The organism is Streptomyces sp. NPDC003720 (genome assembly GCF_042875075.1).
In the GTDB taxonomy this organism is placed as follows: domain Bacteria; phylum Actinomycetota; class Actinomycetes; order Streptomycetales; family Streptomycetaceae; genus Streptomyces.
In genome coordinates this window covers 332,352-352,210 of sequence record NZ_JBIANZ010000004.1, presented here as the reverse complement: position 1 = coordinate 352,210, position 19,859 = coordinate 332,352, and the positions used below count along the sequence as shown (strand labels likewise).

At 74.2% G+C, this 19,859-nt stretch carries 15 protein-coding genes and 1 riboswitch; of the genes, 8 read left to right on the top strand and 7 right to left on the bottom strand.

Features of this window, described 5'->3' with window-relative positions:
- Positions 1 to 70 precede the first annotated feature (70 nt).
- Both ACFYU0_RS13340 and ACFYU0_RS13335 read right to left on the bottom strand, forming a co-directional pair.
- Positions 71 to 955 (bottom strand): RNA polymerase sigma-70 factor, encoded by an 885-nt coding sequence (locus ACFYU0_RS13340; protein ID WP_389300480.1) that lies wholly within the window; start codon positions 953 to 955, stop codon positions 71 to 73.
- Positions 956 to 1,005: 50 nt separating this feature from the next.
- On the bottom strand, positions 1,006 to 1,692 hold the full coding sequence (locus ACFYU0_RS13335) for a DUF6445 family protein (protein WP_389300478.1): 687 nt from the start codon (positions 1,690 to 1,692) through the stop codon (positions 1,006 to 1,008).
- Between the two features lie 343 nt (positions 1,693 to 2,035).
- Here ACFYU0_RS13335 and ACFYU0_RS13330 point away from each other — a divergent pair, with 343 nt between their 5' ends.
- Positions 2,036 to 2,779, top strand: coding sequence for a DUF4142 domain-containing protein (locus ACFYU0_RS13330; RefSeq protein WP_389300475.1), 744 nt, complete (start codon positions 2,036 to 2,038; stop codon positions 2,777 to 2,779).
- Here ACFYU0_RS13330 and ACFYU0_RS13325 read toward each other — a convergent pair.
- Positions 2,776 to 4,422, bottom strand: coding sequence for a glycoside hydrolase family 13 protein (locus tag ACFYU0_RS13325; protein WP_389300472.1), 1,647 nt, complete (start codon positions 4,420 to 4,422; stop codon positions 2,776 to 2,778). The genes ACFYU0_RS13330 and ACFYU0_RS13325 overlap by 4 nt on opposite strands.
- 257 nt (positions 4,423 to 4,679) lie before the next feature.
- On the opposite strand from ACFYU0_RS13325, the gene ACFYU0_RS13320 reads away from it, so the two are divergent.
- Both ACFYU0_RS13320 and ACFYU0_RS13315 read left to right on the top strand, forming a co-directional pair.
- On the top strand, positions 4,680 to 5,633 hold the full coding sequence (locus tag ACFYU0_RS13320; RefSeq protein WP_389300469.1) for an LAETG motif-containing sortase-dependent surface protein: 954 nt from the start codon (positions 4,680 to 4,682) through the stop codon (positions 5,631 to 5,633).
- A 128-nt stretch (positions 5,634 to 5,761) separates the two neighbouring features.
- Positions 5,762 to 5,967: riboswitch (cobalamin riboswitch) on the top strand.
- A 28-nt stretch (positions 5,968 to 5,995) separates the two neighbouring features.
- Positions 5,996 to 7,081 carry a HoxN/HupN/NixA family nickel/cobalt transporter gene (locus tag ACFYU0_RS13315; RefSeq protein ID WP_389300466.1) on the top strand — a complete coding sequence of 362 codons (1,086 nt, stop codon included), beginning with the start codon at positions 5,996 to 5,998 and terminating at the stop codon, positions 7,079 to 7,081.
- Positions 7,082 to 7,186: 105 nt separating this feature from the next.
- Here ACFYU0_RS13315 and ACFYU0_RS13310 read toward each other — a convergent pair whose 3' ends face one another.
- Positions 7,187 to 8,164 carry a nucleoside hydrolase gene (locus ACFYU0_RS13310; RefSeq protein WP_389300463.1) on the bottom strand — a complete coding sequence of 326 codons (978 nt, stop codon included), beginning with the start codon at positions 8,162 to 8,164 and terminating at the stop codon, positions 7,187 to 7,189.
- Between the two features lie 633 nt (positions 8,165 to 8,797).
- Here ACFYU0_RS13310 and ACFYU0_RS13305 point away from each other — a divergent pair.
- Entirely contained in the window at positions 8,798 to 9,577 is a 780-nt protein-coding gene (locus tag ACFYU0_RS13305; protein WP_389300461.1) for a hypothetical protein, read from the top strand.
- A gap of 83 nt (positions 9,578 to 9,660) precedes the next feature.
- Here ACFYU0_RS13305 and ACFYU0_RS13300 read toward each other — a convergent pair whose 3' ends face one another.
- Positions 9,661 to 11,004, bottom strand: coding sequence for a tetratricopeptide repeat protein (locus tag ACFYU0_RS13300; RefSeq protein ID WP_389300459.1), 1,344 nt, complete (start codon positions 11,002 to 11,004; stop codon positions 9,661 to 9,663).
- Between the two features lie 498 nt (positions 11,005 to 11,502).
- Between ACFYU0_RS13300 and ACFYU0_RS13295 the strand changes: the two genes are divergently transcribed.
- Together ACFYU0_RS13295 and ACFYU0_RS13290 are read left to right on the top strand one after the other, a co-directional pair.
- Complete coding sequence (locus ACFYU0_RS13295) at positions 11,503 to 13,050, top strand: LCP family protein (protein ID WP_389300456.1); 1,548 nt, start codon at positions 11,503 to 11,505, stop codon at positions 13,048 to 13,050.
- 164 nt (positions 13,051 to 13,214) lie between these two features.
- Positions 13,215 to 15,173 carry a YncE family protein gene (locus tag ACFYU0_RS13290; protein ID WP_389300453.1) on the top strand — a complete coding sequence of 653 codons (1,959 nt, stop codon included), beginning with the start codon at positions 13,215 to 13,217 and terminating at the stop codon, positions 15,171 to 15,173.
- A gap of 6 nt (positions 15,174 to 15,179) precedes the next feature.
- On the opposite strand, the gene ACFYU0_RS13285 is transcribed toward ACFYU0_RS13290, so the two are convergent.
- The gene (locus ACFYU0_RS13285) at positions 15,180 to 16,316 is read right to left on the bottom strand and encodes a hypothetical protein (protein ID WP_389300450.1); all 1,137 of its coding nucleotides are present in this window, start codon (positions 16,314 to 16,316) and stop codon (positions 15,180 to 15,182) included.
- A 64-nt stretch (positions 16,317 to 16,380) separates the two neighbouring features.
- Positions 16,381 to 17,532 carry a PP2C family protein-serine/threonine phosphatase gene (locus tag ACFYU0_RS13280; protein WP_389300447.1) on the bottom strand — a complete coding sequence of 384 codons (1,152 nt, stop codon included), beginning with the start codon at positions 17,530 to 17,532 and terminating at the stop codon, positions 16,381 to 16,383.
- Between the two features lie 143 nt (positions 17,533 to 17,675).
- Here ACFYU0_RS13280 and ACFYU0_RS13275 point away from each other — a divergent pair, with 143 nt between their 5' ends.
- Both ACFYU0_RS13275 and ACFYU0_RS13270 read left to right on the top strand, forming a co-directional pair.
- Entirely contained in the window at positions 17,676 to 18,164 is a 489-nt protein-coding gene (locus tag ACFYU0_RS13275) for a hypothetical protein (protein WP_389300444.1), read from the top strand.
- Between the two features lie 405 nt (positions 18,165 to 18,569).
- Positions 18,570 to 19,511, top strand: coding sequence for a hypothetical protein (locus ACFYU0_RS13270; protein WP_389300441.1), 942 nt, complete (start codon positions 18,570 to 18,572; stop codon positions 19,509 to 19,511).
- Positions 19,512 to 19,859 lie beyond the last annotated feature (348 nt).

Sequence of the window (19,859 nt, the reverse complement as noted above, 5' to 3'; positions counted from 1 at the left end):
CGTGGGTGTCCGGGCCGAGGGGGCCGGCGCTCTCACCGGTGGCCGGGCCGCGCCGCGCGCCCGCGGCGACTCAGCGTCGCAGGCCGCGTAGTTTGTTCGGGTTGAGCTGCACGCGGATGGTTTCGAAGCGGTCGTCGAGCAGGTCGTACGTGACGGCGCCCACCGGCTCCCCGCCGAGGGTGAGCAGGACGCCCAGTTCGCCGTTGATCGGGACCAGCTCGACGGCCACGCCCGCCATCCGGGGTTTGCGGAGCACGCCCAGGACGAACCGGCCCACGTGGTCCGCGCCGTGCAGCGGCCGCCGGGCCGCGGAGACCTTGCCGCCGCCGTCGGACCAGCAGGTGACATCCGGTGCGAGGAGTTCCAGCACCGCGTTCAGGTCGCCGCCCGCGCACGCCTCGATGAACCGCGCGGTGACCGTGGCCCGCCGCTCGGGGTCGGTGTCGTAGCGGGCGCGGCGGGAGCGGACGTGCTCGCGGGCCCGGCGGGCGATCTGGCGGACCGTGGGTTCGGGGCGGTCCAGGAAGCCGGCGATCTCCGCGTGCGCGTAGCCGAAGACCTCGCGCAGGACGAACACCGCCCGCTCCACCGGGGTCAGCGTCTCCAGGACCACCAGCAGGGCCGTCGAGACGCTGTCCGCGAGTTCCGCCTCCTCCTGGGCACCGGGGGAGGTCAGCAGGGGTTCGGGCAGCCACGGGCCGACGTACCGCTCGCGGCGCGCCCGGGCCGAGGTGAGGCGGTTCAGGGAGTGGTTGGTGACGGTGCGGACCAGATAGGCACGGGGGTCCCGGACCGCCGAGCGGTCCGCGCGGTGCCAGCTCAGCCAGGTGTCCTGCAGGACGTCCTCCGCGTCCGCCACGCTGCCCAGCATCCGGTACGCCGTCGCGAACAGCGTCCGCCGGTGCTCCAGGTAGGGGTCGGGGTCGTGGCCGGTGTCCGTCTCCGAGTACGCCATGGGGCCACGCTGCCAGAACGCCCCGGTCCCGGCACCGCCGGGTGCCCGGCTCAGGCCATCCAGAAGAAGACCGCGGTCATCCGCTTGCGCGCCAGCTCCCGGCCGGAGTAACCCGTCGCGCTGTGCACCATGTTGGCGTTGTGGAGGAGCAGCCGGTTGTACCGGTGCGGGACGCGCACGTCCTCCTCGAAGGCGTCGGCGGCCACGAACCGGGTGCCGAGCGCGGCCACGAGGTTGTCGTGCGGGGCCTGGACGACGTTGCCGCCCAGCCGGCCGCCGGGCAGGGACTGGCGATAGAAGCTGGTGCCGCAGTCCTCGGGCACGTCCGGGTTGAGGTAGAGCACGGCCGCGTACCGGCACAGCGCGCGCGAGTCGGTGTGCGGGCGGGGCTCGCTCTCGCCCTCGCCGACCACCTGCACGCAGTTGTGGTTCAGGGTGCCGCCGCCGGGCGCCCGCTGCACCCACAGCTTCCCGGCCCCGGTCGCCTTCCTCACCAGCCGCTCCACCCGCTCGAGTTCGCCGGGTTCGAGGCCGGGCATGGCCCGCAGCCCCGGCCAGGTCTCGGAGGTGTACGGGTACCCGCGGGTCCAGTCGTCCTTGGCCAGGCACCGCTCCCGTACGGCGTCGGGGTCCGGCAGGACGTCGTCCAGCACCCAGTAGTCACGGCCCCGGGTGGGCTTGCGGTAGGGCAGGACGGGCAGCGCGGCGGGCGTCCTCGGGGACGGTTGCGGGGGCATGCGGCGAATCTAGGACCGCCTCCGGTCTGCCTTCTCCCGGCGGCGGGTCAACCTTCGCCCAGCCATCTGTCATGCACATCCATCGATCGCCAACGGATCGCAATCGCCCGGGGGCCGGGAGCGCGGGCGCCGGGGACCCGCACCGGCGCCCGGCGGCACTTTTCACCCGCGTCGGCGCCCGGCCACAGTTTTTACCCGCGGCACAGAGACGATCGGCCCCCGTGTCCGTACTGCTGTGCGTACGAACTGCCCACGCGTCGCCGGGGGCGGGATCCACGACCGGGCAGGAGGCACGGTGCGCTTTTCGCGGAACGCGACGGGAACTCTCTTCGTGGGCGGTGCGATGGCCCTGACACTCGGCGCGCTCGCCTACCCGAGCATGCTCGGGCTGAACACCGTCTCCACCTCGCAGACACGGATCATCGCCCAGACGCAGTGGGGGCCGCTCACCGAGGGCGACCGGGACTTCGTGGTCAGGGTGCGGGCCGCCGGTCTCTGGGAGTACCCGCTCGGTCAGATCGGGCTGCAGAAGGGCGCCTCGAAGGGCGTCCTTGAAGCCAGCAAGCACCTGGTCGACGGGCACGCCGCGCTGGACGCGAGCTGCCGCAAGATCGCGCCCATGCTGAACATCACGCTGCCCAACATCGCGAGCCCCCAGCAGGAGGGCTTCGTCACCCAGCTCAAGGCGGAGAGCGGCAAGGCGTTCGACACCGACTTCGCCAACATCCTGCGGATGACGCACGGCTCGATCTTCAACTCGATCGCCAAGATCCGCTCCACCACCAAGAACTCGCTGGTGCGGGCCCTCGCCGACCAGGCCAACGACACCGTGCTGGACCACATGACGGTGATGGAGAAGACCGGCCTGGTCGACTTCGACCAGACCATCTTCCAGCAGACCACCCCGCCGAAGCTGCCCTCCGACAACCTCACCCCGCCCCCGCCGCCCGCGGGCCAGCCGGAGGTGGTCCTCACCCCGCCGCCGAACGCGACCTCCACCCCGCTGAACCTCAGCGGCCTCACCGGTGACGGCGGCGACTCCGGCGGCGGCGCCCCGGCCCCCACCCCGAGCCCGACCGTGGGCTAACCGAGCCACACGGTGGTGTCCGGCGGGAGCGAACCGGCCTCGGCGAGCGGGGTGCTGGCGAGCAGCACCTCGCCCGGCGGCAGCGGTACGGGCCGCCCGGTCAGGTTGGTGACCGAGCGCCAGGTCTCGGTACGGGCGAAGTCGAGGACGCCGGCCGGTGCGCCGGGCGTCCAGGTCAGCGTCTCGCCCTCCAGCAGCTTCCGGCGCAGCCGCAGGGCGGTGCGGTACAGCTCCAGGGTGGAGCCCTCGGCGCCGGCCTGCGCCGCCACCGCGTAGGAGGCGAAGGACTCCGGCTGCGGCAGCCAGGCGGCCCCCGGCCCGAATCCGTACGACGGGCCGTCCGGCGTCCACGGGATCGGCACCCGGCAGCCGTCGCGGCCCTTGCGGACGTGGCCGGTCTGCTCCCAGATCGGGTCCTGCAGCACCTGGGTGGGCAGGTCGGCGACCTCGGGCAGGCCGAGTTCCTCGCCCTGGTAGACGTACGCGGAGCCGGGCAGCGCCAGCATCAGCAGGGTCGCGGCCCGGGCCCGGCGCAGACCGGCCTCGGGATCGACGGCCGGGGCCCGGCCGCCGGACAGCAGCCAGGCGTTCTCGTCGGTGCCGGGCGGCAGCAGCAGGCGGGAGGCGTGCCGTACGACGTCGTGGTTGGAGAGCACCCAGGTGGCCGAGGCGCCGACGGTGCGGGCGGTGGCGAGCGAGCCGGTGATGACCTCCCGCAGCTCGTCGGCGTCCCAGGACGCCTGCAGGTACTCGAAGTTGAAGGCCTGGCCCAGTTCGTCCGGACGGGCGTACAGGGCGCGGCGGGCGTCCGGGACCCAGGCCTCGGCGACCGCGGTGCGGGGCGGGGTGTAGGCGTCGAAGATCTTGCGCCAGTCGCGGTAGATCTCGTGCACCTCGTCGCGGTCCCAGTACGGGTGGCTGCCGGGCGCGACGCGCCGCAGGGCCTCCTCGCCGGTGGCGCCGATGCCGCCGATGTCCCGCAGCGGCTCGGCGAGGTCCTTGGCGAGGCCGTGCGCGACGTCGACGCGGAAGCCGTCCACGCCCCGGTCGGACCAGAAGCGCAGGGTGGCGCGGAAGTCGGCGCGGACCTCCTCGTTCTCCCAGTTCAGGTCGGGCTGCTCGGGCGCGAAGAGGTGCAGGTACCACTCGCCGTCCGCGGTCCGCCGCCAGGCGCTGCCGCCGAACACCGACTGCCAGTCGGTGGGCGGGAGTTCACCGTGCGCGCCGCGGCCGGGACGGAAGACGTAGCGGTCCCGGGCCGCGGAGCCGGGGCCGGCCAGCAGCGCCTCCTCGAACCAGGGGTGCCGGTGCGAGGTGTGGTTGGGGACGACGTCGACGACCACCTTCAGACCGAGGCGGTGGGCCTCGGCCACCAGTGCGTCGAAGTCGTCCAGGGTGCCGAGGCGGGAGTCGACGCCCCGGGGGTCGGCGACGTCGTAGCCGCCGTCGGCCAGTTCCGAGGGGTAGAAGGGGCTCAGCCACAGGGCGTCGACGCCGAGCGTGGCGAGGTGGTTCAGGCGCTGGGCGACTCCCCTGAGGTCGCCGAGCCCGTCGCCGTCGGCGTCGGCGAAGCTGCGCGGATACACCTGGTACACGACGGCCTGGCGCCACCAGTCCGGGTTCCGGGACGAGAGGTCTGCCATGCGGGCTCCCTTCGGGAAGGACGACAGTACAGAGCCTGTCCACATTGCCCGGAAAGAGAACCTTCAGGTGATGGGGAGTGGATCCTTCCCCGTGTGACGAAGTTGTGACGGAGCCATGAACGCCCCCTGCATACACGCAGGTTGACAGGTTTCAACACGGCCGATCACCATGGCCTCACACTGTGGCGCATGTGACCAATGGGCCGCGTGTCTCTTCTGACTTCTTCGCTCACTCGAGCTTCTGCGATGGGATACCCATGTCCATAGCCAGACGTGTCACCGCGCGCCGCCTGCTGGGGACGGGCGCCGCGTCACTCGCCCTCTGCGCCGCCTCGGTCGCCGCCGCCTCCGGCGCGTGGGCCCACGGCGCGCACGGCGGTGACGGCTGGAGGTCCGGCGGCCACTACGCGCCCGGCACCGGCGCGGGCACCGAGACCGGCACCGACCGCTGCCAGTTCTCGCTGGACGGCGTGAACTTCTTCGACTCGGTGAAGGTGGACGACCAGAACCTCCGGCCGACCGAGGACGGCAAGGTCCACGTCAAGGTGCGTGCCGCCGGGGGCGCCGCGGGCTGCACCGCCTCGCTGGCCTCCTACCTGGCCCACGGCGCGAGCTTCGCCACCTCCGGCGAGCAGGTCTTCGTCGACTTCGACACCGTGGCCGTGAAGCCGGGCGACACCGACTCCCTCGACATCGCGGTGCCGGACGCGGGCTGCTTCGCGCAGATCGACCTCTACCGCGGCGCGGTCAAATTCGACGGCAAGAACGGCGCGAACGACGGCTTCGAGCACGGGGACCTGCCCAAGGGCCCGGACCACCCGGTCATCAAGGACAAGCTGATCGCGGCCTGGAACGGCGGCACCAAGGACTGCGCCACCACGCCCGAGCAGCCGCAGTCCCCGTCGCCGAGCGCCCCCGCGGACGACTCGGCGTCGCCCGCGCCGAGCACGTCGGAGCCGTCCACGCCGAGCGACTCGGAGTCGTCCGCCGCGCCGTCCCCGGCCGCCACGGAGTCGGCGCCGGCCCCGTCCGCCTCCGAGTCGCGGGCCGGCTCGGCGCCCACCCCGGACGGGGGCGACGACGGGGGCGACCTCGCGGAGACCGGTGGCGGCGGCAACTCGGGGCTGATCGCGGGCGGGGCCGCCGTGCTGGTCGCCGGCGGAGCCGCCTTCGTGCTCGTCTCGCGCCGCAGGCGGGGCGCCCAGGGCTGACGGCCCGGCCCACCACGACCCCCGCCGTCCCGCGGCAGCCGCAAGGCCCGCGGGACGGCGGGGGCGTCTCGCATGTGATCTTGCGTACCCGCACCGGTGCCCGGCTAGGCGGACGGGCGTTCACCCGCCTACGGTGGGCGGGCCGTGGTGCTCGGGAAGTCGGTGACGGCCCCTCAGGGGTCCATGCCGACGCGGCCCTCGCCACTGTGATCGGGGAGTTCCCGTCCCGTCCGGCGTCCGCCGGGCCACTGGCCGTGTCCACGGCTGGGAAGGCAGGGACGGCGAACGCACCACCCCGTAAGCCAGGAGACCGGCCACGGCAGCTCACGAGATGATCCACGAGGTGCTGGAGCGTGAATCCGATGGCCGATGCCGCTGCCTTCCGATGGCGACGCGAGGACACGATCAGGACGGCGGGGCTGCTGGGGGTGATCGCCGCCCTGCACGTCGTCGCCTTCGGGGTGCTGTTCCTGCTCGTCGCCCCCGGGCACTACAAGGTCGGCCAGGACGTCTTCGGCGTCGGCCTCGGCGTCACCGCCTACACCCTGGGCATGCGGCACGCCTTCGACGCCGACCACATCGCCGCGATCGACAACACCACCCGCAAGCTGATGGCCGACGGCAGGCGGCCGGTGTCGGTGGGCTTCTGGTTCGCGCTGGGCCACTCCGGCGTGGTGGTGCTGCTGGCCCTGCTGATCGCGGGCGGCACCCGGCTCGCCGGCCGGGTCATGGACGAGCACTCGCGCACCCACCAGGTGCTCGGCTTCATGGGCACGACGATCTCCGGCGCCTTCCTCTACCTCATCGCCGCCCTCAATCTGGTCGCGCTGGCCGGCATCCTGAGGGTGTTCCGGGCGATGCGGTCCGGCACGTACGACGAGCGTGAGCTGGAACAGCACCTGGACTCGCGGGGGTTCATGAACCGCGTCCTCGGGCGGCTGACCAAGTCCATCTCGCGGCCGGGCCAGATGTTCCCGCTGGGCTTCCTGTTCGGCCTCGGCTTCGACACGGCCACCGAGGTCACGCTGATGGTGATGGCCGGTTCGGGCGCGGCGGCCGGACTGCCCTGGTACGCGGTCCTGTGCCTGCCGCTGCTCTTCGCCGCCGGGATGAGCCTGTTCGACACCCTCGACGGCACGTTCATGAACTTCGCCTACCAGTGGGCGTTCTCCAACCCGGTGCGCAAGGTCTTCTACAACCTCACGATCACCGGGCTGTCCATCGCCGTCGCGTTCCTCATCGGCACCATCGAGCTGGTCGGCGTCCTGCACGAGAAGTTCGCCCTGGGCGACGCCGTGACCGGCTGGATCGCCGGGCTGGACCTGGACAGCGTCGGCTACGTCATCGTGGGGCTGTTCGTGGTGGTGTGGGCGGCGGCGCTGGCGTACTGGCGGCTGGCGCGGGTGGAGGAGCGCTGGACGGCACGGGTCCCGGCGGCGTCCGACTGAGCCGGGGCCGGTGGGACGGCACGGGTCCCGGCGGCGTCCTACGGATCCGGGGTCGGTGGGACGGCACGGGTCCCGGCGGCGTCCGACTGAGCCGGGGTCGGCGGCCTAGGCCGGGGGCCCCTCGACCGTCTCCAGGTAGAGCTTCACGAACCGGTCCACGTCCACGTCCAGCGCGACGTCCACCAGGGGCTGCTCGCGGACGCCCTCGTGGATCTCGGACTCGCCGGGGCGGGGGCGGCGGTCGACCAGCGTCTGGCCGCGGGCCGGGCCGGGCGCCAGGCAGACCTCCACCGGCAGCAGCCGGGTGGCGATGCCCGCCGGGTCGGCGACCGCGCAGACCGCGCCGGCGTCACCGAGTCCGCCCGCCTCCTCGGCCTCGGGCTCGCCGCCCTGCGCGGTGGGCCGGTGGGCGAGGAGATCCCCGGCCAGCCGGGTGCCCGGGTCGGCGCTGCCGCGCAGCCGGTGCACGTCGGCGCCGGGCACGACGACCCGCATGAAGACGTCCAGCCCGTACATCGTGATCGGCACCCCGGCGGTGAGCAGCACGGCCGCCGCCTCGGGGTCGTGCCAGACGTTGAACTCGGCGACGGGCGTGGCGTTTCCGGTGGCGACCGCGCCGCCCATGAACACGATCCGCTCGATGTTGCGGGTCACCTCGGGGTGGGTGCGCAGCAGCAGGGCGATGTTGGTGAGCGGCGCGGTGGGCACGAGGGTGACCGGGCGGGGCGAGGCCAGGATCTCCCGGCGCAGCAGGGTCACGGCGTCCACGTCGGCGGGGGCGCGGGTGGGCGCTGGCAGGCCCAGGTCGCCCATCCCGTCCGAGCCGTGCACGTGCCGGGCCGAGCGGGCCGGCTCGATCAGCGGGCGCTCGGCGCCCCGCGCCACCGGGATGTCCGGGGCGCCGGCCCGCTCCAGCACGGTCAGGGTGTTGCGGACCACCCCGTCCACGTCCGTGTTCCCGGCCACGCAGGTGACGGCCCGCAGGTCGAGGCCCGGGTGGCGTACGGCGAACAGCAGGGCCAGGGCGTCGTCGACGCCGGTGTCACAGTCGATGATCACAGGAATACCGGCCTGCCCGGCCACGACGGTCTCCTTCCACCAGGAACTCCCCCCGAAGGCCCCCTCAGCCTACGACCGCCCCCGGCCCCCGGCCGCGCGGCGACCTGCCCTGGGCGGCGCCCTGAGAGCCGCGGGGCGGTCACGGCGGGCGCCGGAACGAGCCGGTACCGAGGCGGTGGCCGGACGCCCGGGGCCGACCGAAGAACGGGACGCCCGCCGCCAAGCCGGGCCCCACCGCCCTGACCCGCCCGGAAGCCCCGGAACACGCCTCAAGCCGGGCAGCTCCACCCCGGCATCCTGAGAGCCGCGGGGTGTTCACGACGCGCGGCGGACCGAGGCGGCGACCGGGCGCCCGACCCGCCGGACCAGCCGCGCACCGCCGCCACGACCGGGCCCACGCTCCCGGCGGCCCGAAGCCGGACGCTTCAGGGCGGCCGCGGCGAGGCTCGACACCATGCGCGCGTTCCAGCCGGCGCCGCCCGGACGCCCGGGGCCGGACACTCCAGGGCGCCCGGAATGCCGTGCGGCACTCGCACCGAGCGTCCGTGCCAGCCGGCGCGTCCTCTCACCCGGACGGCCCGTCGCGCTGGTGGGCCGGTGTGGGCGGTGGTGGCGTGAGAGGTGGCACCACCACCGGTCCGCACAGGAGGCCCCCCGATGACCGCCGCGATACGCCCCCGTGCCCTCCCGCTCGCCGCTCTCGCGGCCGGTCTCCTCGCCCTCACCGGCTGCGCCGCCCTCGGCCTGGAGCACCCGCCGACCGCCGAGCAGCCGCTGCCCACCGTCGACGCGGCCTCGCCCACACCGAGGGCGTCCGGCGGAGGGGACGGCCTGCTCACCGACGACCAGGCCAGGGCAGCGCTCCTGACGCAGAACGACCTCGGCGCACCCTGGTCCGCGACGCGCGGGGCGGCCACCTGGCGCGACGGCCTGCTCAAGGCGAGCTCCCGCACCGCGGAGTGCCAGCGCCTGCTCGACGCGCTGTACGCGGACGAGCTCCTCGGCGCCCCCGCCCGGGTCGCCGTCGGCCTGGACGACGCCGACACCGACGCCCAGCTCCGCTACCAGATCGGCGCGCGCCGCCCGGCCGACGTCGACGCCGCCCTGGCCTGGCTGCGGACGATGCCGGAGCGGTGCGCCCGGTTCACCGCCACCACGGAGAACGGCCTGGTGGAGGACGTCCAGGTGCAGGACGCTCCGCTGCCGGAGGTCGGCGACGCCCGCCAGGGCCTGCGGCTCACCCTCTACACCATGACGTCCGACGGCCAGGACGTCGTCCTCACGATGGACGTGGCCGCCGTCCGCGTCGGGGAGGACTCCTTCGCGCTCACCAACGGCGGTCTGGGCGACGTACCGAACGAGGCGACCCAGGCGGCCGTCCAGATCGGCGCCATGCGCCTCGCGGACATCCGCAAGCAGGGCCGCGCCGAGGTCTGAGCGGCCGGGACGGCGCCGTCAACCGAGCCCGGTCCGGGGCAGCCCGGCGTAGGACGGCCGTGCCGCGCCCGCTCCGGCCGCCGTCACAGCGGGGGCTGGGCCGGGGCCGGGCCGAGGGTGGTGGTGCCCGGGGCCGTGCGGTGGCCCAGGCCGGTGCGGTAGGCGTCGAGGGCCGCTTCCACCCGGCCGGTGCGGCGCAGCAGGTCGCCCAGCAGGCGGCACAGGTCGGCGAGGTCGCCGGCCGCCCCGGCCCGTTCCAGCAGGCTGAGCGCGCGGACGTAGTGCTCTTCGGCAGCCTCGGTGTCCCGGTCGTCCTCGGCGATGATGCCGAGGAGGCGGTGCGCGGCGGCCGCGTGGACGGCGCCGCGCTCGGAGGAGAAGTCCCCGAGGACCCCGTTCAGCAGCTCGGCCGCCTCCGCGGACCTGCCCTGCCGGTGCAGGACGTCGGCCAGCTCGACGGCGGCCTGGCTGCCGTAGAGGGCCGCCCGGGTCCGGGAGAACATGGCGAGCGCCTGCCGCAGCTCGGCCTCGGCACGCTCCAGTTCGCCGTTCTGGGCGCAGACGTAGCCGCGCATCCAGTGGCAGTTGGCGAGTTCGGTGCGGAGCTGGAGCTGCCGGTTCAGCTCGGCCGCCTTGGCCAGGGAGGCGTCGGCCTCGGCGAGCCGGCCCTCGGCGAGCAGCGTGCGGGCGACGGTGCGGTGCATGCGGGCGATCAGCGCCGGGTCGGCGACCCGCGGGGCGAGCGCGAGGGCGAACTCGGCGGCCTGGGCGGCGCGCGCGTGGGCGCCCATGTCCATGTACGGGCCGATGACGCTCGCGTAGAGGAGCAGCAGGGCGTCCGGGTCGTGCAGGCCGCCGCGGTTCAACTCGTCGAGGGCGGTCTCCAGGAGGTAGACGGCGTACCGGAGTTCACCGGCGAGGTAGTGGGAGACGGCCCGGCCGCGGACCGCCGGCACCCGGACAGGCAGCGACTCCCCGGCCAGGCGCTCCTCGGCCCGCTCGAAGTGCTCGCGGGCCCGCCCCAGTTCGCCCGACTGCAGGGCCGTCTCGCCGAGTCCGAGCAGCGCGGTGGCCTGCTCGGCGACCAGCCCGTGGCCCTCCGCCTCGATGAGCAGCCCGGAGTACCGGGCGGTCGCCTCCTCGCAGTCGCCGTCCGCCAGGGCGCGCTGGGCCTCGGCGAGCCGCAGCCGCAGGGCGGTGGCCAGGTGCGCGGGCCGGCCGACGGCCAGCTCCTCGAAGGCGACCCCGAGCCGGCCCGCGATGTGCCGCAGCGCCTCGTCGGAAGCGCGGACCCGGCCCGCCTCCAGGGTGGAGATGTAGGCGGGCGTGTAGGTCGGTTCGGCCAACTGCCGCTGCGTGAGACCGCGTTCGGTGCGCAGTTGCTGCACGCGCCGCCCCACGACCTGCGGATCATCCCGTTCCGGCATCTCCCCGTCACCCTCAACTCGTCTGGCAGGCCTTGCCGTTCGCGTCCTTCAGCCTCTAGGTTAAACGGCGGATTAAGCATGTTTAACAGGTCGCTGTCGTTGCGAGGTCGACGTGCCCGGACGTACATCCGAACCCTACGGCCGCCCCTGCGCACCGGCCCCCGCCCGGCTCCGTCCGGGCGGGCGGAAGCCCACCGCCCGGGGCGTGGCCGCGGCCGTGCTCGCCGTGGCGGCGCTGGTCACGGCGGCCAACGCGGGACCGGCCCGGGCCGCGGACATCGCACCGGCCCCGCCGGCCGCGGGCCGGACCCTGCCCTGAGACCTTCTCCCCGCATCCGAACTACTGACGAGTCAGGCCGAGTTCGTCAACCCCTGTGAAGGTTGTACGGGAGTGGCATATCTCACCACTCACCCCAACTCATCGCGTCACGCCGATAATGTGTGCGATCCGGTGCAGCCGGAGACGCGGCAGGCGCCGTCGGGGTGGGAAGGCAGAGAATGACGCTGGACGCACAGGCGCGGCCGGCCGGCCGCGGCCGGGACGACGACGGCACCTCCGGCAGACCGCGCCGCGGACGCCGGATCCTGCGCTGGACGGCCTTCACCCTGGCGGCCCTCGTGTTCGGCGGCGCGGTCGCCGGATACCTCTACTACGAGCACCTCAACGCCAACATCACCAAGGCCCGGCTGAACCTCGGCGACTCCACGCCGCCCAAGGCCGCGCCGAACGCCGCGGGCCAGACCCCGCTGAACATCCTGCTGCTCGGCTCGGACAGCCGGAACACCGCGGCGGACCTGAAGCTCGGCGGCTCCAAAGCCGACGTGGGCCGCCCACCGCTCGCGGACGTGCAGATGCTCCTGCACGTCTCGGCGGACCGCGGCGACATGTCCGTGGTCAGCCTGCCGCGCGACACGATGATCCCGATCCCCAGGTGCACCGACCCGGACGGCGGCAAGGTGTACGGCGCGCTTACCCTGGCCATGGCCAACGAGTCGCTGGGCCGGGGCGGCCCGGGCTGCACCGTCGCCACCTGGGAGAAGCTGACCGGCATCCACATCGACCACTTCATGATGGTCGACTTCTCCGGCGTGGTCTCGATGGCGGACGCCATCGGCGGCGTCCCGGTCTGCGTCAAGGAGAACGTCTGGTCGCACACCTCCGAGGGCCACGGCTCGGGCCTCAAGCTGAAGGCGGGCACCACGTACGTCAAGGGCGAGCAGGCCCTGCAGTGGCTGCGCACCCGCTACGGCTTCGAGGACGGCACCGACATCGGCCGCACCCACGCCCAGCACATGTACATGAACGCGATGGTCCGCCAGCTCCGCGAGAACGCCACCCTGGGCAACCCCACCGAGATGCGCCGGCTCGCGGAGACCGCGACGAAGGCGCTCACCGTCGACGAGGGCCTCGGCACGGTCAAGAAGCTGTACGACCTGTCGACCGAGCTGCAGAAGGTCCCCACCGAGCGGATCACCATGACGACGCTGCCCACCGTGCAGTGGGCCCAGGACCGCAACCGGCTGGTGCCCGCCGGTGAGGACGCCGACCAGCTCATCTCCATGGTCCGCACCGACACCCCGCTCGACGGCAAGGCCGGGCGACAGCTCACCGAGCAGGTGTCGGACGACCCCGCCGCCCCCGCCGGCGCCCTCGCCGTGCGGGTCCGCAACGGCACCGGCACCACCGCCGAGGCCCCCGTGCTCCACCGATCCGACGCCGTCGTCAAGGCGCTGCGGGACCAGGGGTTCACCAAGGCCGCCGCGGATGTCACGCCCGCCACGGGAACCGCCACGACCGTGCTGTACCCGAGCCACCGCCTGGAGGGCGACGCCCAGGCCGTGGCCAAGGCCCTCGGCATCCCGCTGACCCAGGTGCGCCCGTCCACCGACGTCAAGGGCGTCACGCTGACCGTGGGCGCCGACTGGCGCAGCGGCGGCGCCTACCCGAAGTCCGCGGCGCCGGCCAAAGCACCTGAGTCCGCGGCCGTGCTGAACGGCGGCAAGACCGACGCCTGCATGCCGGTTCAGCCGGGTTTCACCTGGTAGAGCGGGTATCCCGGAGGCAAAGAAACCCGGGGCCACCAGCGCTTTCACCGACGGCGTGACCTAGTCTTCGCTCACTCGCCACGCCCGGCGCCCAGGGGGCTCTCACACCAGCCGTGCCGCGTGGCGCCCCATCTCCTCATTCGTTCCGGGGGGTTCGAATCAGCGTGCGCATACGCACCCTTCCCGCGGCCGCCGCCCTGGCGGCCATGATCGGCTCGATGGCGCTCGCCGCGCCGTCGTACGCCGACACCGACCGGTCCATCCCGGTCTGGAACGTCGACGACACCGTGGTCGACGGCCTCCACCAGCAGGTCTTCCTCAGCGACAGCTACAAGAGCCAGATCGTCGTCACCGACTACGCGGGCCAGGTCGTCGGCACCGTCTCCGGCCTCGGCCAGGTCAGGGACCTGGAGCTGAGCCCGGACGGCGGCACCCTGTACGCGGCCGTGCAGGAGGCCGACAAGATCGTCGCGATCGACACCGGCACGCTCCGGCAGACCGCCGAGTACCCGACCGGCGCCGGGACCGCCCCGTCCCGCCTGGCCCTCGCCGACGGCAGGCTCTGGTTCGGCTACGGCGACCAGTGGGACTCGGGGCTCGGCGTGGTCGACCTGACCGCCGGCACCCCGGCGGTCACCCTCGGCCTCGACGACGGCCACGACTTCTCCAGCCCGCCGCGGCTCTACGCGGCCCCCGGCAACCCGGGCACGCTGCTGGCGCTCGACGCGAACATCAGCTCCGGCCCGATCGTCGTCTACGACATCTCCTCCGGCACCCCGAAGATCAGGGTGTCCGCCGAGAAGGGCGGCTCCTACGCGGACGCCGCCCTCACCCCGGACGGCCAGGACGTCGTGGTGGCCGGGCCCGGCACCCGCGCCCTGACCGAGTACCGCCTGTCCGACCTGTCCGAGGTGCGCACCTACCCGGTCCCGGACAGCCCGAAGGCGGTCAGCATCGCCCCGGACGGCACGGTCGCGGCGACCGTCGCGGACACCGGCAGCGACGGTGACACCTACGTGTTCACCGGCGGCGCCGACGGCACGCCGAGCGTCCGCGACCTCTCCCCCGCCTTCACGCCGGGCGGCGGCCACTCCATCAGCTGGACGCCGGACGGCGGCGCGCTGTTCGCGCAGACGGGCTACGACACCTCCACCCGGCTGCACCGGGTCGACGAGCCCCGCAAGTACGCGCCGGTCCTGACGGTGAACGCCCCGTCGACCGGCACCCGGACCAAGACGCTCACCGTCACCGGCAAGCTGACCGCCGGCGTCGCCCTGCCCGCCGGCACCCCGCTGAAGGTGACCCGCACGGACCTGGACTCACCGAACGGCAAGTCCCTCGGCACCAGGACCCTCGGCACCGGCGGCACGTTCTCCTTCACCGACGCCCCGCCGGCCGGCTCCAAGGTCACGTACACGTTGACGTACGCCGGTGACGCCACCCACACCTCCGCCACCGCCTCGGACAGCGTCCAGGTCTCCCGCGCCACGCCGAGCCTGTCGGTCGACAACAACGGCAAGGTGTACGCGTACGGCAAGGACGTGAAGTTCACCGCGCACCTGGGTTCGACGTACAAGAACCGCACGGTGGAGATCTGGGCCGACCCGTACGGCGCGGACAAGCCGAACAAGCTGGTGAAGAGCGGCACGGTCGACTCCCACGGCAACCTGTCCGCCGTCGTCGACATGAAGCGCGACACCAAGGTCACCGCGAAGTTCGCCGGCGACTCCCACTACCAGCCGCGCTCGGTGTCCAGCACGGCCGGCGCCGAGGTCAGGGTGTCCACGTCGGTGAGCGGGCACTACAAGACCAAGTACACCAGCGGCCACACCTACTACTACTTCCACAAGTCCAAGGACCCGCTGTTCACGACGGACATGACGTACTACCGGGGCCGCAAGCAGCGCCTCGAGATCGACGTGTACGCCGACGGACGCTGGCAGCGCGTCGGCGCCCAGTACTTCGCGCTGGGCACCGACGGTGTCTCCCGGGTCCACCTGACCGGAACGCACAGCACCGGCTGGCGCACCCGCGTCCGCTCCTCGTACTACAACTTCTCCTCGGGCGACAACGTCAACTCCACGACGCACGGCGCCTGGAAGTACTACATCTTCACCAGCTGAGCGGGGTCATCCCGCCTGAAGCTGCCGCAGGTGGCGCTGGACGTTCTCCAGCGCCCCCCGCCGGCGGCCCGGCACCCGCAGTCTCAGCTCCGCGAGCGCGGGCCCGAGTTCACGGGCCCGCGCCGCGTCCGTGATGGTCCCCCACTGGTGGTGGGCCCGGTCCACGGCCGCCTCCACGGCGGGCGCGTCCGGCGGCTGCCCCGCCGCCAGCCGCACCCCGGCCACCGCCAGCCAGGCCCGGCAGCTCCGCGCCGCGTCCCCCGCGAACATGGCGAGGTCCGCCCGGACCTCGGCCCAGTGCAGGGCCTGGGCGGAGGCGGCGCCGAAGGCGCGCACGGCGGCCTCCTCCTGCCGCGCGGCGAGCGCGTCGGCCTCGGCGTGCCGGCCGGCCCGGACGGCGTCGCTGATGGCCGCGTGCGGATCGCCCTGCGCCGCGGGCGGCCCGGACGGCGGGGCGTCCGGCTGGTACGGGCGGGGCACCGCCGGCACGGGGGCGGGCCGGTGGGCGAAGCCTCCGGGACCGGCCAGCACCAGGTCCCCTGCCGCGCCCTGCTCGGCGGCCCGGGCCAGGGCGTGCTCGTGCAGCTCGGCGAGCGGCGGCCGGTGCCCGCTGCGCAGCAGCGTCGCCACCGCCTTCATGTACGACGGCTCGGCCGGCCCCCGCCCCCTGGCCGGGGGCGCGATACGGCCGTAGACCGCGGTCGTGCGCCCGGAGTCCAGCGGCTGCCCGGCCAGTTGCCGCCAGGTCTCCGCGTCCGCGTGCAGATCGACCAGGAGCGCGGTGTCGGCGGCGGAGCGCAGCCGCAGCTCCTCCCGGATCCACGCCCAGGGCAGGGCCGTGTAGCGGACGGTCGCCGGGGTGGTGCGGGCCAGCGCGAGGTGCGGCCGGCGCTGGCGCCGGTCCAGGTGCAGCTGACCGGTCAGGTACACGGTGAGCGGTCCGGGCGCGGCCGCGGCGGCGCGCAGCCGGGTGAGGACGGCCTGCGGCTCCAGCGGATCGGCGAGTTCGACCACGTTCGCGGTGTCGGTGCCGGACAGCACCGCCGGCGCGACCGCGGCGAGGACGGGCAGCACACCGGCCGCGTCCACCAGACGCCCCCGGCCCAGCGGCGAGGCCGCGAGCAGCAGCACGGTTCCGGGCATCGTCCCTCCCCTGTGGATCGCCCTACAGCCAGCACCGTAGCCGCTGCTGCTGCAAAGGGTCGGCTCAGGACCGCAAACGTCCCTGTACGGGGTCTTCGCGCAGCCGCCGGACGGCGAACACCGTGGTGTCGTCCTCCAGGTGGCCGCCGGTGTACCGGAACACGCCGTCGCGGACCCGGCGCACCAGCCGGTGCGGGTCGGTGCGGCGCGGGTCGGCAGCGACCGCCCGGGTCACCTCCGCGACGAGCGGGTAGAACTCCCCGGTCCTGTCCCGCGCCTCGGTCACCCCGTCGGTCACCAGCAGCAGGGTCTCCTCGGGGTCCAGCGGCACCCGGTGCAGGGGCGGGCAGCCGGACACCAGTTCGCTGAGCCCGAGCGGCAGGCCGTCGCCGGCCGGCAGGACGCGCACGCTGTGCGCGCCGACGGCGAGCGGCGGCTCGTGGCCGAAGTTGATCAGCTCGACCGTGTCCGGGGCGTCCTCGGGGAAACCGAGCAGCACGGCGGTGGAGAAGCGGTCGGCGTCGTCCCGGCCGAGCGCGACGCGGTGCGCCCGGTGCCGGGTCATACGGGTCTCCAGCCGCTCCGCGACGACCCTCAGGTCCGCCTCGTGGTAGGCGGCCTCCCGGAACGTGCCGAGCAGTGCGGCCGCCGTCTCCACCGCCCCGAGCCCCTTGCCCTGGACGTCCCCGACGAGGACCCGGGTGCCGTGCGGGCCGGGCTGGATGTCGTAGTAGTCGCCGCCGACCCGGGCGTCCACGTCGGCGGCGAGGTACGCGCCCGCGTGCTCGAGCCCGCCCCAGTCGGGCGGCAGCCTGCGCAGCACGGTGCGGCGGGTGGTGTCGGCGATGTCCCGCATGTGCAGCATCTGCCGCTCCCGGCGCACCCGGGCGGCGGAGGCCAGCGTGGCGAGGGCGCCGCCCAGGGCGACCAGCAGGAAGTCGGCGAGTCCGGCCCGGTGCTCGCTGGGCCAGACGCGGTCCACGGCGACGTACGTGAACAGCGACAGCACGCCGTACCCGGCCGTCGTCCACACCCCGCAGACGGCGGCGGCCGTGCCGGGGACCAGGACGATCCAGGAGACGATCCGGAACCACTCGCCGGTCCGCAGGTCCAGAAGCGTGATGCCGGCGAGCAGCAGCAGGGGCAGCGCCTGCAACGCGATCCGCCCACCGGTCCACAGCGGCTGCCGCCGGCGCCGGGACTCCACTTGCGTCACGGCGGACAGCGCTCCATGCCCCTCAGCGAAACACGGGATCGAAACCGCCGCATCCGGGCACCCGGCCCGTCCGACCGACTTGCCAGGCCGTCCCCCCAGGTGTGCCCTGGAGTCCGGGGGCGAGGAGCGAGAGGAGTGCTCTCATGGCTCAAGCGGCACCCGCGCCCGGTGGCACGCACCGGGGCACGACAGCGCCCGCACTCGGCGGCCGGGACGCGGCCGCCCGCCACCGGCCGCCCGATGTCTTCGACGAGCGGACCCACGCGATCGCGCGGTGGGCGCTGCCCATCGTGCTCGGCCTGATCTACGGCTACTGGGCCGCCGCCAACACCCGCTACGGCGGCCCCATCACCGGCTGGAACGTGTTCTTCGGCGTCGCGACGGGCGTCGTCTTCTTCGCCGTCTTCCGGGCCCTCGAGTTCTTCGCCGCGCGCTGCCGGCGCGAGGTGCACGCGGTGCTGTGGGCGGCCTTCACGGGCATCGCCATCGGCTTCCTGTACAGCCTGAGCGGCCGCGGCCACGGCGTGTGGGAGTCCACGGTCCTGGCCCTGGCGGTCGCCGTGCCCACGTTCGCGGTGCTGTTCTACCGCTACTACACGCACGAGGACGCGGCCGGCCACCGCATCCGCTGAGCACACTGTCCCGCCCGCGCCGAGCACGATGGTCGGTGACCTCGGTGCGCGGGGCGGTGACCGCGGAGCATGCGGGGCGGTGACCGCGGTGCGCGCGGCACGCGCGTGGGCCCCGGCCGGACGACCCGGCCGGGGCCCACGCGCTCCCCTGTGCTTCCCTTCCTCACCGGTCGCCGGGCCCGCTTCCCGCGGCCCGGCGTCTCCCCAGCACCAGGAAACACCCGTTCGGGTGAACCCTCCACCGGAGCCGGGGCTCCCCGCTTCCGCCAGGAGGAAGCGGGACGGAGTACGGGGGCGGAGCGGACGGTGCGGACGAGGCCCCCCACCGCCCGTCCGGCCCCGTCCCGTCCCCCGAATGCACGCGCTCCGCTCGCGCGTCCGGACGCGCGGCCCTTGCCTTGAAGAGTGCCCCCACGCCTCAGGAGCGCCCTGTCGGCCGCCCTGATCGCCGTGTCCTGCCTCCTCGTGCCGTTCGGCGCGCTGGCGGCCTGGGCGGCGTACGGACTCGCCGACACGGGCCGGTACGTCACCGCGATGGCCCCGCTCGCCGCCGACCCCGACGTGCGGGAAGCCGTCGCGGAGACCGTCGGGGACGGCATCCTGCGCGAGGTGGACCAGCGGATGCACGTCCGCCCGCTGCAGGGCTCGGTCGCCCCGTTCGTGCACGAGGCGGTGCGCTCCTTCACCCAGACCCGGGCCTTCCGCAAGGCCTGGGACACCGGCAACCGGGTCACCCACGACGCCGTCCTGCGCGCCCTGCGCGGGGACGCCACCGCCGGCGACGCGGACGACGGCCCGGTCACCGTCGATCTCGCCCCCGTCACCGCCCAGGTCAAGCAGCAGCTCACCGACGACCACATCACGCTCGCCGCGCGCATCCCGGTGGAGCACACCGCGGTGCCGGTGCTGGAGGCGCACGAGGTGGCACCGCTGCGGAAGGGATTCCACGTGCTCGAAGTCGCCGGTTTCTGGTGCCCGGTCGCGGCCGTCGTCTTCGCGGTCGCCGGCATCGCCCTGGCCGTCCACCGCCGGCGCGCGATCGTGGCGACCGCGCTCGGCACCGCCCTGGGCGGCGGCCTGCTCAACCTCGCCCTCGTCGTCGGCCGCGGCCTCACCCTCGACGGCCTGGCCGAAGGGGTGTCCCACCCGGCCGCCGGCGCGGTCTACGACGCCCTGACCGGCACCCTGCGCACGGCCTCCTGGCTGCTGATCGGCCTCGGTCTCGGGGCGGCCCTCACCACCCTGCTCGCCCGCCGCCTACGACCTCCCCGCCCCGCCCGACCCCAGCAGCACTCCACGGAGCCCACCCAGTCTCCGTCCCCGGAACCGACCCGGGCCAAGGTCTGACCGAGCCCGGCGGCCGCGCAGGTCCCCGGGCCTCACCGCCCCGCCTCATCCGCGGACGGCGGCCGCCCCGTCCCGCGCGACCCTGGCCAGGGTCCGCAGAGCCCGCGCAAACTCCGACCCCGGGGCCGAGCCGAGCCCGATTCTTACCGCGTCCGGCGTATGGCTCGGGTCACCGGGCGAGGCCAGACCCAGCCCCCCTCCGCCCCGCGCTGCCAAGCCGCACGCTCCGCTCGCCAGACCGCCCGACTCACCCGCCGACCGAGGCCGCCCCGTCCCGCGCGATGCCGGCCAGAGTGCGCAAAGCGAACGCAAGCTCCGGCTCCGGAGCCGAACCGAGCCCGATTCTGA